At 34.9% G+C, this 13,530-nt stretch carries 9 protein-coding genes; 5 read left to right on the top strand and 4 right to left on the bottom strand.

All coding sequences use genetic code 11. The features are described 5' to 3' along the window. Positions 1-267 precede the first annotated feature (267 nt). Entirely contained in the window at positions 268-4,116 is a 3,849-nt protein-coding gene (locus tag B3P23_RS16490) for a TIM-barrel domain-containing protein (RefSeq protein WP_293928189.1), read from the top strand. A 230-nt stretch (positions 4,117-4,346) separates the two neighbouring features. Beyond that, on the top strand, positions 4,347-5,300 hold the full coding sequence (locus B3P23_RS16485) for an arginase (RefSeq protein ID WP_293928187.1): 954 nt from the start codon (positions 4,347-4,349) through the stop codon (positions 5,298-5,300). Positions 5,301-5,481: 181 nt separating this feature from the next. On the opposite strand, the gene B3P23_RS16480 is transcribed toward B3P23_RS16485, so the two are convergent. Both B3P23_RS16480 and B3P23_RS16475 read right to left on the bottom strand, forming a co-directional pair. Then, positions 5,482-5,925, bottom strand: coding sequence for a VOC family protein (locus B3P23_RS16480; RefSeq protein WP_293928185.1), 444 nt, complete (start codon positions 5,923-5,925; stop codon positions 5,482-5,484). 262 nt (positions 5,926-6,187) lie between these two features. Beyond that, positions 6,188-6,751: a Crp/Fnr family transcriptional regulator gene (locus B3P23_RS16475; RefSeq protein ID WP_045755141.1), complete on the bottom strand. Its 564-nt coding sequence runs from the start codon at positions 6,749-6,751 to the stop codon at positions 6,188-6,190. Positions 6,752-7,045: 294 nt separating this feature from the next. Between B3P23_RS16475 and asnB the strand changes: the two genes are divergently transcribed. Further along, positions 7,046-8,734: an asparagine synthase B gene (asnB, locus tag B3P23_RS16470; RefSeq protein ID WP_293928182.1), complete on the top strand. Its 1,689-nt coding sequence runs from the start codon at positions 7,046-7,048 to the stop codon at positions 8,732-8,734. 56 nt (positions 8,735-8,790) lie between these two features. On the opposite strand, the gene murI is transcribed toward asnB, so the two are convergent. Next, positions 8,791-9,621 (bottom strand): glutamate racemase, encoded by an 831-nt coding sequence (gene murI / locus B3P23_RS16465; protein ID WP_293928179.1) that lies wholly within the window; start codon positions 9,619-9,621, stop codon positions 8,791-8,793. Positions 9,622-9,674: 53 nt separating this feature from the next. After that, on the bottom strand, positions 9,675-11,099 hold the full coding sequence (locus B3P23_RS16460) for a glycoside hydrolase family 125 protein (RefSeq protein WP_293928176.1): 1,425 nt from the start codon (positions 11,097-11,099) through the stop codon (positions 9,675-9,677). A 199-nt stretch (positions 11,100-11,298) separates the two neighbouring features. Between B3P23_RS16460 and B3P23_RS16455 the strand changes: the two genes are divergently transcribed. Beyond that, positions 11,299-12,945: a gliding motility protein RemB gene (locus tag B3P23_RS16455; protein WP_281047570.1), complete on the top strand. Its 1,647-nt coding sequence runs from the start codon at positions 11,299-11,301 to the stop codon at positions 12,943-12,945. 132 nt (positions 12,946-13,077) lie between these two features. Beyond that, positions 13,078-13,500, top strand: coding sequence for a type II 3-dehydroquinate dehydratase (gene aroQ / locus B3P23_RS16450; RefSeq protein WP_045754825.1), 423 nt, complete (start codon positions 13,078-13,080; stop codon positions 13,498-13,500). Positions 13,501-13,530: the final 30 nt, after the last annotated feature.

The raw sequence follows: 13,530 nt of genomic DNA, 5'->3' as shown, positions 1-13,530 counted from the left end.
ACCTATTCTAGGACACTACAATCAATATAACTCCAGCAAAATAATAGTAATAAGATCACAAAGTGGAGTAAAACAACGTAATTAACATTAATAAAAGAACTAGGTATAGCTCCTGTTTGGATAAAGAATTTGTATTTTAATAGATACAATCTATTATTTTCAAATCTGTTTCCTACATTTACATACCTAAAATACAATTTTAAAACATCTATTATTTAACGTCTAAACAGCTATAAATAAAATTAGAAAACACAAAATTGTAATATAATGTATAAAAAACACAGAAAGGTGATGTTCGCTTTGGCATTTCCTTTAATGGTAAGTGTTGCTCCGACAGAGGCTCATTTTAAAACAATGCCGATTCAGCAGCAAACTAACCCAATGTTAACTATTGTCAGTGCAAAAAAAATAAATGCTACGACTGTAGAGGTTTTATTTTCTAATAATCAGCGATTGACATTCGATTTTTATGGTAATCATATTTTTCGATTATTTCAGGATAATGGAGGAGGGATCATTCGAAATCCTGAAGCTAAACCTGCGGCTGAAATATTGGTGTCAAACCCAAAAAAATCCATTCAACAATTAAATCTTAGCGATAGCAACAATCAAATAATAATTGCTACAGGAGAGATTACTATCCTGATTGATAAAACCACAAATTTGTTGAAAGTGATCAATGAGAAAAATAAAGGTGAAGCGGTTGTTTTTACGAAGCCTATTATCTTTGAAAAAAATAAAGTTACCTTAAGCCTTCAGGAGAAATCCGATGAATATTTTTATGGTGGAGGCGTTCAGAATGGTCGTTTTTCTCACAAAGGAAAAGTTATTTCCATTGAAAATCAAAATAGCTGGACCGATGGAGGAGTGGCTTCACCTACACCTTATTACTGGTCGTCAAAAGGGTATGGTTTTATGTGGCACACTTTTAAACCAGGAAAATATGATTTCGGATCAAAAGAAAAAGGACATGTTCATTTGACACATGATATCGATTATTTAGATGTTTTCTTTATGATCAATGATGGGGTAGTTTCTTTACTGAATGATTTTTATCAATTAACCGGAAATCCAATTTTACTTCCAAAATTTGGCTTTTATCAAGGGCACCTGAATGCCTATAATCGTGATTATTGGAAAGAAGATGAAAAGGGGATTCTATTTGAGAATGGAAAGCGCTATAAGGAGGGGCAAAAAGATAATGGTGGTATCAAGGAGTCATTAAATGGTGAATTGAATAATTATCAATTTTCGGCTCGTGCTGTTATTGACCGTTATAAGAAGCATGATATGCCATTCGGTTGGTTATTGCCTAATGATGGCTATGGAGCAGGTTATGGACAAACAGAAACATTAGATGGTAATATTGCCAATTTAAAAAGTTTAGGAGATTATGCTCGTAAAAATGGTGTCGAAATTGGATTATGGACACAATCTGATCTGCACCCAAAATCTGAAATTAGTGCTTTGCTGCAGCGTGATATTGTTAAAGAAGTAAGAGATGCGGGAGTTCGTGTACTTAAAACTGATGTGGCATGGGTAGGAGCTGGTTATTCCTTTGGATTGAATGGAGTGGCAGATGTCGGTCATATCATTCCTTATTACGGAAATGAAGCTAGGCCGTTTACTATTTCATTAGATGGTTGGGCAGGTACTCAACGTTATGCTGGTATTTGGTCTGGAGATCAAACAGGCGGTGTTTGGGAATATATTCGATTTCATATTCCCACTTATCTGGGATCTGGACTATCAGGGCAGCCAAATATTACCTCAGATATGGATGGCATATTTGGAGGTAAAAATAATGCGGTCAATATTCGCGACTTTCAGTGGAAAACTTTTACTCCAATGGAATTGAATATGGATGGGTGGGGTTCTAACGAAAAGTATCCACACGCATTGGGGGAGCCAGTAACCTCAATCAATCGAAACTACCTGAAATTGAAATCAGAATTGCTTCCTTATACGTATAGTATAGCTAAGGAAGCAGTAGATGGATTGCCAATGATCAGAGCATTATTCCTAAGCTATCCAAATGCTTATACACAGGGGACAGCCACGCAGTACCAATATTTATATGGTCCATCGTTTCTAGTGGCCCCAATCTATCAAGCTACAAAATCTGATGATAAAGGGAATGATATCCGTAACGGTATTTATTTACCTGAAGGAAGTTGGATTGATTACTTTAGCGGAGATAAATTTGAAGGAAATGTCATTCTTAATAATTTTGATTCTCCGATTTGGAAATTACCTCTATTCGTTAAAAATGGTTCTATTATTCCAATGGCAAACCCAAATAATAACGTTCATGAAATTAATAAATCTCTTCGCATTTATGAAATCTATCCAAAAGGGAAAAGCTCATTTACGGAGTATGATGATGATGGTATTTCAGAAGCATATAAATCGGGAAAGGGAGCTTCGACATTAATTGAATCTCTTTTAGGTGAGCAGGATAAGCTTTCAGTAACTGTAAATCGCACGACTGGTGATTTTGAAGGGTTTGTGAAAAATAAACAAACTGAATTTAGAATCAATGTTACAGAGATACCTAAAAAGTTAAAGGCTACAATCGGTAAAACTAAAATTAAATTGGTGGAAGTGAAATCTATGAACGAATTCATTAACCAAGAAAATGTTTATTTTTATGATGCTGCCCCTAATATGAATAAGTTTGCCACCACGGGCAGTGAGTTCGAAAAACAAATCATAGTAAAAAATCCAGTTTTACATATTAAATTAGCCAGTACTGATATTACTAAAAATGAGGTCAATCTATTATTAGATGGTTTCAAATTTGAGCCTGTTAATCGCTTCCGAATTTCGCAAGGATTATTAACCGCACCTCAACATGCACTTGTTACTGAAGATCATAGAGCAGCATATTCATTGACTCCTACATGGGGTAGTGTAGACCATGCCGACTATTATGAGATCGAATTTAATAATATGCTTTATTCGACAATAAAAGATAATGCACTGCTGTTTGAGGGGTTGGCCCCAGAAACGACATATACTTTTAAATTGAGATCGGTTAATAAACAAGGTTTCTCTGATTGGACGGAAATTCAGGCTAAGACGAAGGCAAATCCATTGGAGTTTGCTATTCGCGATATTAAAGGGGAAACTACAGCTGAAAATCAGGATGGTTCTGGTATTGATAAGTTGTTAGATTTTGACGAAGGAAATATGTGGCACACTGCTTGGGGTAAAAAAGCCATACCATTTGATATGATCTTAGATTTGAAATCAGTGAATCAATTGGATAAGTTTCAATATTTACCTCGTACAGGACGCGGCAATGGGATTGTATTGAAAGGTAAAGTTTATTATAGTACAGATAAGGAGAATTGGACTGAATCGGGAGTTTTTAATTGGGCAAATAATGATGAAGTAAAAACTTTCAATTTTGCTGGTCAACCTACTGCTCGATTTGTAAAATTAGCAATTACAGAAGGTGTAGGTGGTTTTGGCTCAGGTCGAGAACTTTATATCTTTAAAGTACCTGGTACTGAAAGTTATCTTCCAGGAGATATCAATAATGATCGTTTGATTGATCGAAATGATCTGACATCCTATACAAACTATACCGGACTAAAAAGAGGAGATGCTGATTTTGAAGGCTATGTGAGTAATGGCGATATTAATAAAAATGATTTAATAGATGCTTATGATATTTCTGTTGTTGCTACTCAGTTAGATGGTGGTATCAAAGAAGCTCAGGTTGATAAAGTGGCAGGTCAAATTAGCTTATCAACTGCAAAACAAAATTATAAGAAAGGGGAGATCATCGAAATTATGGTCAAAGGTAAAGATCTTAAATCTGTGAATGCCATTAGTTTTGGATTACTTTATCTATCACAAGATTATGAATTTGTTTCTGTTCAGGCATTAGCCGTTAAAGATATGGATAATCTAACAAATGATCGCTTGCATACGAGTGGTGAAAAAGTATTATATCCCACTTTTGTACATGTTGGAGATCAGAAGGCTCTCTATGGAAATGAAGATTTATTTGTGTTGAAATTACGAGCGAAGCGAGATGTTAAATATACATTGAAAGCTATTCAAGGATTTTTAGTTGATAAAAATCTGAATACGATTAAGTTTTAATCTCAAAAATTTTCATCTTAAAAACAGGCTTAGAAAGTGATTTCTAAGCCTGTTTTATTTTCATGGGCTTACTATATTCTGAACCATATATTGCTGTAAATTAATTATCTTTATATCAACGATTATGATTAAATATCTATTAGAGGTTGTTTTTGATGAAAGGCTTCTGAACGCAACTATAGTCCTATAGGCAATTGATACAGAAATATAAATGAATATACATGTGATATATGAAAAGATCTATAAAAATAATCAAGAACAGATCAGATATTGGAGCGGGGACTAGAGGATCTGATCTGGGGATAGATGCTATCGAAATTGCTGCTATAAATAAGGGAAGTCAATATTTTCACCATTACCCATTTATTGATTTAAAGACGCGAAATGATGTCGTTTACGATCCGGCTCTGCCGCCGTTTGCTAAACGGATCAAAGAGGTTTTGGCACAATGTGGTGAAGTTGCCTCAGCTGTAGAGAAAACATTGAAGGCCGATCTTTTTCCTCTAGTATTTTCGGGCGATCATTCTTCAGCGATTGGGACGATTTCAGGAATAAAATCTACATTTCCTGAAAAGAATCTAGGTGTAATTTGGATCGATGCACATGCTGATATTCATTCCCCTTATACGACGCCATCTGGAAATCTCCACGGCATGCCTTTAGCGGCTACATTGGCAGAAGATAATTTATTGTGTGCTATTAATAAAATTGATGAGGAAACAAAGGACTATTGGCAAAAGTTAAAGACTTTAGGTGACATCACTGGAAAGATCAAAGCAAGGGACCTCATTTATTTTGGTGTGCGGGATACAGAACCTGCTGAAGATATTTTAATTAATGATTTAGAAATTAAAAATTATATTGTAGAAGAGGTACGTAGATTGTCTGTTAAAACCTGTGTACATGAAGTCATAAAAAAGCTTGGGGATTGTGATCTGATCTATGTTTCTTTTGATGTGGATAGTATGGATAGCGAGCTCATCTCAGATGGTACGGGTACTCCTGTTCCTAAAGGATTTTATCCAGCAGAGATTATTGAACTACTGGAAGAGATATTAAGTTTGAAAAAAGTTGTCTGCTTTGAAGTGGTAGAAATAAATCCTTTATTGGATCATAAGGGAAATAAAATGGCTGAAGTGGCTTTTGAAATATTAGAGAAGGCTACACAAGCAATTGAAAAATAATTTATTTTTCAATTCGTAATGACAATTATGGTTATATTTTTCACTGTTTGTCAATAATAATAGAGATCAGGTTGATCTATCCTGATCTCTTGAAAAATATAGTAATTTATAAATCTCAAATATTAATCCTTCTGAAATTTAGTATCAATAAGTCTTATTGTTAAAGATTTGCATGTTATCATTACTGCATTTTTTTATTGCCTTCAAAGTGGATCATCCATGAAATACCATACTTGTCTTGAAAAGATGAGTACAGTTCAGCCCAAAATTGTTCTCCAAGAGGCATTTCAATATTTTGAGCCGCCACTGTAAGGTTGTTATATAAATCTTTTGCTTCTTCAGCAGTTTGGGTATCTAACATTAAATAAGTAGTTGTACCTGCAGTAGCTTTGTGTCCAAAGCTTTCTATGCAGTCAGAGCCCATTAACATCACCGAATCATTGATCTTAATCGCCGTATGCATCACTTTGTCTGCGGCTTCAGGAGGTAATGGGCAGTTGGGGTCCGCAGGCATATCTTTGAACCGATATACACCTAAAGATGGGGTGTTGAAAACAGATTGATAAAATTCGAATGCCTCTTCGCAATTGCCATTAAAGTTTAAATAAGCGTGTAAAATAGCCATAATTTTCTTTTTTTAATTTATGTTTAATCAAAGTTAGGTGTAGTATTGACAACGGAATGTCAGTAATAAATACGAATTAATTTATTTTGCTCATATCACCCTCTATGTTTATTGCTCAAATCAGGGCGAATTATAGATCGGATTAAATATTAATATTATCGTTCAGTAATAAAAGTTGCTATCATTTTTATGTTAAAAATAAGGTAAATTCTGACCAATTTACTTCGCATATGACAAGTAATCTTCAGGAGGATCTAAACATTTATTGTTCTTTTCGTATTCGACTTAAAGAAGTGTCTGTAATACCAAGATAAGAGGCAATATACTTTAAAGCTGCTTGTTTGATTATTTGTGGTTTGTGTTTGATAAGATTTAGATAACGTTGGGTGGCGGAGAGTGAAACCATATCAATAAAGCGTTTTTTATTGCTATGCAGGGCATAGGTCATCCAGGAGCGTCCCCATTCATTAAATGCTGGAATGGTATGATATAAGGTTTGAAATGTATTGAAATCAATTTTCCATGCTGTACAGTCTGTTAAGCATTGAAGATTTTCTGGAGAAGGAAATTGGAGAAAAAGCGACGTTACTTCAATGACAATATCATAGTTTCCAAAAAAATCGGTTGTAATTTCATTTCCTTGGAAATCGTGAACGAAAGAACGCACCAGTCCGCTTTCCAAGATATAATATTCGTGAGCTTTTTCATCTTTCCGGAGTAAAAAGTCATTTTTAGAAAAATGAACGAGTTCGTGCACAAGCATAATTTTATCTAGGTCACTTTGATTAACTGCCAAGTTTTGGTAATGATGAAGTAAAGCATTCATAATTATCTATTTACTGTAAATTTTCTTAATATGAATTTATGCAAAAACACTATAGAAAAGTAAATATGGAACTATTTATTTCAAGAAAATGTAAGGGTATCATATTATAACCATAATGTAAATTTTTCATATGCACAGCGATTTCTTTATTTTAATATGTAATTGACAAAGAAATAAATATATTTATGTTAAATTTTCAATAAATTTTTAAAAATATTATGAATTTCATTATTATTTGTTTTACTTTGTATCAATAATTCAAGTAGTAGATAGAAACAATAAAATAATTATAATATGTGTGGTATCATAGGAGCATTTGATTTAAAGGAATCTGTAGAAATAATCAGACCTCAAGTATTAGAAATGTCGAAGCGTATACGTCATCGTGGACCGGATTGGTCGGGTATTTATAGTTCTGATCATGCCATCTTAGCTCATGAGCGATTAGCGATAGTAGATCCAAAATCTGGTAGTCAACCTTTATATAGTCCTGATGGGCAAGTGGTATTGGCTGTTAATGGTGAGATCTATAATCATCAAGAACTTCGTGATAGTTTACCTAATTATGCTTTTACTACACAATCTGACTCTGAAGTTGTACTTGCTTTATATTTAGAAAAAGGTCCTCAATTTATAGAAGAGCTAAATGGGATTTTTGGTTTCGCTTTATATGATGCACGAAATGATTCATTTTTTGTTGCCCGTGATCATATGGGGATCATACCTTTATATTACGGGACTGATCCGAATGGACAGTTTTTTGTTTCATCAGAATTGAAATCTTTGGAAGGATTTTGCAATACCATGGATCAATTTCCTCCGGGACACTATATTTATAGCGTTGAAAGTAAAGAACCTAAAAGATGGTATTCTAGACAATGGGAGTCTTACGAAGCGGTTAAAGATGCTGAAACTGATATCGTTCGCTTACGTGATGCTTTAGAGGCTGCTGTACATCGTCAGTTGATGTCCGATGTGCCTTACGGTGTATTATTATCTGGAGGCTTAGACTCTTCTGTTATTGCTGCTGTTACGAAGAAGTTTGCTTCAAAGCGTATCGAATCAGGCGACGAAGAAGAGGCTTGGTATCCACAGTTACATTCTTTTGCAGTGGGTTTGAAAGGAGCTCCAGATTTAATTGCTGCACAAAAAGCAGCGGATCATATCGGTACTATACACCATGAGATCAATTTTACTATTCAAGAGGGGCTTGATGCCATTCGTGATGTAATCTATCATCTGGAAACCTACGATGTGACTACTATACGGGCTTCGACTCCGATGTATTTATTATCGCGTGTCATTAAATCTATGGGTATCAAAATGGTCCTTTCAGGAGAGGGGTCTGACGAGTTATTTGGAGGATACTTGTATTTTCATAAAGCACCGGATGCAAAGGAATTTCATGAAGAAACGGTCCGTAAATTGAAAAAACTATACCTGTATGATTGTTTACGCGCTAATAAGTCTTTAGCTGCTTGGGGAGTAGAAGGACGTGTTCCATTCTTGGATAAAGAGTTTATGGATGTGGCGATGACGATCAACCCTAAGGATAAGATGATTAAAGATGGCCGTGTGGAAAAGTGGGTTTTGCGCAAAGCATTTGAAGATTATCTTCCGGAAAGTATTGCGTGGCGCCAAAAAGAACAATTTTCTGATGGAGTAGGATATAGTTGGATCGATACTTTAAAAGAACAGGCAGAGGCTAAAGTCAGTGATGCAGTATTTGCTGAAGCTGCGGATAGGTTTCCGATTAATACGCCTAAGAATAAAGAAGAATTTTTATATCGTACAATATTTGAATCTCATTTTCCTTCTGAAGCGGCTGCGAGAACAGTACCTTCGGTTAAATCGGTTGCTTGTAGTACACCAGAGGCTTTATTATGGGATGCTTCATTTCAAAACTTAAACGATCCGTCAGGAAGAGCTGTTGCTGCAGTGCATAATGATAGTTATGCTAAAAAAGTGGTATTGACAGACTAGTTGGATTTAAATATTGGTCACATAACCAAGAATCGTTTCCTTCAGACGAGTCTTGGTTATGTAACTTTGATGTGTTTGGCATTTATCTTTTGACCGAAAAATATCTCTGCTTTTGATTCAAAATCGAGTGGATCATCAGTTGTATAAAATTGCATAGTTCCATTTTTAGAACTTTTGAGTTCGATATCATGGTGTACGTCTAAATATCTTTTCAAGCTATTTGCGACGAGCGGTCCTTGAGAAATGATGTTGATATGATCGGGTACAAATTGTTTGATTACAGGTAATAATAAAGGATAGTGTGTACATGCCAGAACGATCGTATCGATATCTGATGATTGTTTTAATAATTGATGGATATCCTTTTCTACGAAGTATTTCGCGCCGTCTGTCTCAATTTCATTATTTTCAACTAAAGGAACCCAAAAAGGACAGTCATGTTGAAAAACTTCAATTTCGGGATAGAATTTATTGATTTCAATTTTATAAGATTCGGATTTCACTGTGCCGGTTGTTGCTAAAATGCCTACGTTGTTGGTTTTTGTAAATTGTTTTACAATTTCTGTGGTAGGGCGTATCACTCCTAAAACTTTCTTTCCGGGAGGAAGATCATTTTGCTGGATAGAGCGCAATGCTTTTGCTGAGGCGGTATTACAGGCCAAAATGACCAAATTGCATCCTAAATCAAATAATTTAAATACACATTGTTTAGTAAATTCATAAACCGTTTCGAATGAACGGGTGCCGTAAGGAATACGAGCATTGTCGCCTAAGTAGATATAATCATATTGAGGCAATTTTTTTTTGATCTCCTTAAATACGGATAAACCTCCGTATCCAGAATCAAAAATCCCTATCGGACCAATTTGTTTTTTTTCTTGCTCCATAAAAAAGTGCTATAAGTGTTACCTTACAGCACTTTTAATACGATAGGGTAAAACTATATTTGTTTAAGCAAAGATGGTTTTTCTTTATAAATTTTCCATAATAATTCTCCAAATAAAGTGTTCTGCCAAGCGAACCATTTACGCGTGAAGTTTTTAGGATCGTCTTTGTGAAATGATTCGTGCATAAAACCGGTATCTCCATGTGTGGAAATTAACATTTTTACGCATTCTACCACTTCTTTATCATTATTGGATGTAAAAGCACGCATCATAATGGACATTGGCCAAATGAAGTCGCGACCAATATGTGGTCCTCCAATTCCTTCTCCTGCTGTGCCTTTGAAGAAAAATGGATTATTTTCTGACAATATATATTGACGTGTACGTTGATAGATCGGGTCTTCGACTTTTACAGCATCTAAGTAAGGTAATGAAAGTAGACTTGGCACATTGGCGTCATCCATCATTAAGAATGAACCGAAACCGTCAACTTCAAAAGCATAAACTTTTCCAAACTGTGGGTGATCTACTATTCCATGTTTTTGAACAGCAGACTCTACCTCATTAGCAAGAGCTTCCATTTTGGCCGCTAAGTTGTTGTTATTTTTGACTTTTCTTAAGATTTCTGCTGACTGTCTTAAACTAACTATTGCAAATAGGTTAGAAGGTATTAAGAAAGAAAAAATAGTTGAATCATCTGAAGGTCTGAAACTAGAACAAATTAAGCCGACAGGTTTAACGGGGTATCCGTATCCATCAACTTGTAGCGTATCTGATCCACGCGGAGTAGTTCGCATAAATTTATATGGACCTAAGTTCTCTTTACGTTGTTGCTCGACAAATGTTTTGTAGATCTTCTCCTGTGCTAATTCCCATTCTTCATTGAAAGGAGTTGCATCGTTTGTTTCTTTCCAGTAATGATAGGCGAGTCTTATCGGATAACAAAGGGAATCGATTTCCCATTTACGTTCGTGAATTCCAGGTTTCATGTCTGTGTGATCACTGAACCATTCGCCTTTTTTTGTTGGGTCATTATAGAATGCATTAGCATATGGATCTATATTGATACATTTACTTTGTTTGTGAATTAAACCTGAAATTAGATTTTTTAGATTTTTATCATCTTTCATAAAAGCTAAGTACGGCCATACTTGAGCACTACTGTCTCGTAGCCACATGGCATCAATATCTCCAGTGATTACATAGGTGTAATTACGGTTATTTTCAACATATGGAAATACAGTCGTGTCTAGGGTATTGGGAAGACAGTTGCCAAAAAGCCAAGCTAATTCTTTATTGTTTGTAGCTTTACCAAATGTTACAATAGCATTTTCAATTGCTTTACTGGAGAAAAGACGTTTATCTGCTGGAATACGCACCGTCGGGAATGAAGTCTGCATCGAAGCAAAAGATGCCCTGCTCGCAAATAAGCCAGCTCCCAATACGGCTGAATTTTGAATGAATGTCCTGCGTTTCATTGTTTAATATCAAAAAGTTTATATATTATCATACTGGTTTTTATCAAATGCAAGGTAATAAAAAAAGGTTAAAACAGAAAGCAAATACGTTTTAGCATATTTTTTTTATTGCCGTTAAACCTTTTAAGTGCAAAAAAAAGTGTTATTTTGTTTTTAGGAATAGATTTTGCTGTTCCATATAGTTGTTTAAAAAAATCTCATGAAAGAAAAAGTTTCATTAAAATTTATAGCATTAGCAGGGTTATTTTCTACCGCTATGCTAGGTCAAAATGAAGTCCGCGCACAAATTAAAAATCAGCCTTATTCTTACCAGTTGTCACAAAAAATGAATGATGTTTTGTATTCGCCGCAAACACGCTTACATACATCATCAAAACCATTTCTTTTTAAGGATGAATTATTGGTCAAGTTTGATTCTATTCAATCAAATCAACCTGTAGCTTCTGATAATTGGTTTATGCGCAAGTTGTTTAACGAACACCTAATTGAAGTTTCAAAAGAAGACTATACTTTTTATGCCGATTTTTTACCTGATTTGACTATTGGAAAAGATATGATGGGAGATAAGCGTCGTACTTGGATGAACTCTAGAGGTTTTCAAGCAGGCGTAACATTGGGTGAAAAATTTACATTTTATACCAGTGCTACTGAAAATCAAGCCGTATTTCCTCAATATCTGAGTGATTATATTGATGAGAAAAGAGTAGTAACTGGACAGGGTACGACGAAATTTGGTTCTGGTAATGAAAAGGACTGGATGAATGCAACAGCTAGTTTGACTTATGATTTTAGTAAGTATTTTCAAGCAACTGTAGCTTATGATAAGAATTTTATTGGTGATGGATATCGTTCTCTTTTATTGTCTGATTTCTCCTCAAATTATACACATTTAAAATTTACAGGTACCATTGGTCATGTTCAGTATACTTCAGTGTGGGCGTATATGAATGATCCAACCAATAAAAGGTCAGATCAATTTGGTGCTACTGATCGCTACGGAGATGGAAAGAAGTGGGGTGTATTTCAATATATAGATTACAACGCTACAAATAGATTTTCTATTGGTTTCTTTCAAGCGATTACATGGGCTAATCAAGATGCCGCAGGCAAAAGAGGGTTTGATTTCACTTATATAAATCCGGTGATGTTTTTACGTCCTGTTGAATCCAATAATTCGAGTTCTCCAGACAAAATGTTTCTAGGATTGAATTCAAAATATAAAGTACTAAAAAATGTGACAGCCTATGGACAGTTCCTGTTAGGTGAATTTACGGCTAAAGAATTTTTTGCGGGAAAGGGATATGTACATAATAAGTGGGGTGCTCAATTTGGTGTAAGAGGTTTTGACATATTCGATGTTAAAAATTTGAACTTTTTAGTCGAGTATAATACAGCTAGACCCTATACGTATGCCCATTTTGATTCTGGTTCGAACTATAGTAATAATGCTGAACCTCTTGCTCATCCTTTAGGTGCTAATTTTAGAGAGATCCTTGGTATTGCTAATTATGCTTGGAAGAGATTTGATTTTTCAGCACAGCTCAATTATAATCAAAAGGGTCTAGATCCTGAAGATGGTACGAATATGGGGGGAGATATTTTTCAATCCTACCGAACTTTTCCTAATCGATATGGTAACCATATCGGGCAGGGGATAAAAAGCCAAGTTGTATATGCAGATGCAAAAGCAGCTTATGTCTTGAATCCTAAATATAATCTTAGGTTTGAGATCGGATATTCACAACGCTATCAAAAGATTGAATATGATACGCCGCTAACACATAAATCTGGTGTGTTTAGTATTGGTCTTCGTTCGAGTTTAAGATCTTTATATAGCGATTTTTAATCAGCACTCTATTGTTGATAACTGCATCTCTGTTCAATGAATTTGGGCATATTTCAAATAATGTTATCATCATAAATGAACGTAATTTAAGAAAAAAAAGTAGGGCTAGTGAGCTCAGTAATAATTATCCTGATGAAAAAAATATTAATCCTTAATGGACCTAATCTCAACTTATTAGGCGTGCGTGAAAAATCCATTTATGGGGCGCAAGATTTTGAAAGTTATTTTTCAACATTAAAAAGTAAGTATGATGTTGTCGAGCTTAGTTATTTTCAAAGTAACACTGAAGGATTTATTATTGATAAATTACATGAAGTTGGTTTTGAATTTGACGGAATTGTACTCAATGCGGGGGCTTACACGCATACTTCGGTTGCTATCGCTGATGCGATTGCAGCAATTAACACGGCAGTCATTGAGGTGCATATATCTAATGTACATACAAGAGAAACATTTAGGCATCATTCTTACTTAGCTAAAAATTGTGTAGGGGTTATCTGTGGTTTTGGTTTAGACAGTTATCGACTGGGGATAGAGGCACTTCTTGCCCGTTAAAAATAGTTATAAGTATAAAAAAATCCCCTT

Origin of the sequence: Sphingobacterium sp. UBA6320, assembly GCF_002440335.1 — a bacterium.
GTDB lineage: Bacteria > Bacteroidota > Bacteroidia > Sphingobacteriales > Sphingobacteriaceae > Sphingobacterium.
The sequence above is the reverse complement of the archived record's forward strand: the minus strand, read 5'-3'. Positions and strand labels throughout refer to the sequence as shown.

Excerpts from the sequence above, each read along its gene's own strand:
- B3P23_RS16490 (WP_293928189.1), top strand. The coding sequence starts at position 268 with ATGTATAAAAAACACAGAAAGGTGATGTTCGCTTTGGCATTTCCTTTA.
- B3P23_RS16485 (WP_293928187.1), top strand. The coding sequence starts at position 4,347 with ATGAAAAGATCTATAAAAATAATCAAGAACAGATCAGATATTGGAGCG.
- B3P23_RS16480 (WP_293928185.1), bottom strand. The coding sequence starts at position 5,925 with ATGGCTATTTTACACGCTTATTTAAACTTTAATGGCAATTGCGAAGAG.
- B3P23_RS16475 (WP_045755141.1), bottom strand. The coding sequence starts at position 6,751 with ATGAATGCTTTACTTCATCATTACCAAAACTTGGCAGTTAATCAAAGT.
- asnB (WP_293928182.1), top strand. The coding sequence starts at position 7,046 with ATGTGTGGTATCATAGGAGCATTTGATTTAAAGGAATCTGTAGAAATA.
- murI (WP_293928179.1), bottom strand. The coding sequence starts at position 9,621 with ATGGAGCAAGAAAAAAAACAAATTGGTCCGATAGGGATTTTTGATTCT.
- B3P23_RS16460 (WP_293928176.1), bottom strand. The coding sequence starts at position 11,099 with ATGAAACGCAGGACATTCATTCAAAATTCAGCCGTATTGGGAGCTGGC.
- B3P23_RS16455 (WP_281047570.1), top strand. The coding sequence starts at position 11,299 with ATGAAAGAAAAAGTTTCATTAAAATTTATAGCATTAGCAGGGTTATTT.
- aroQ (WP_045754825.1), top strand. The coding sequence starts at position 13,078 with ATGAAAAAAATATTAATCCTTAATGGACCTAATCTCAACTTATTAGGC.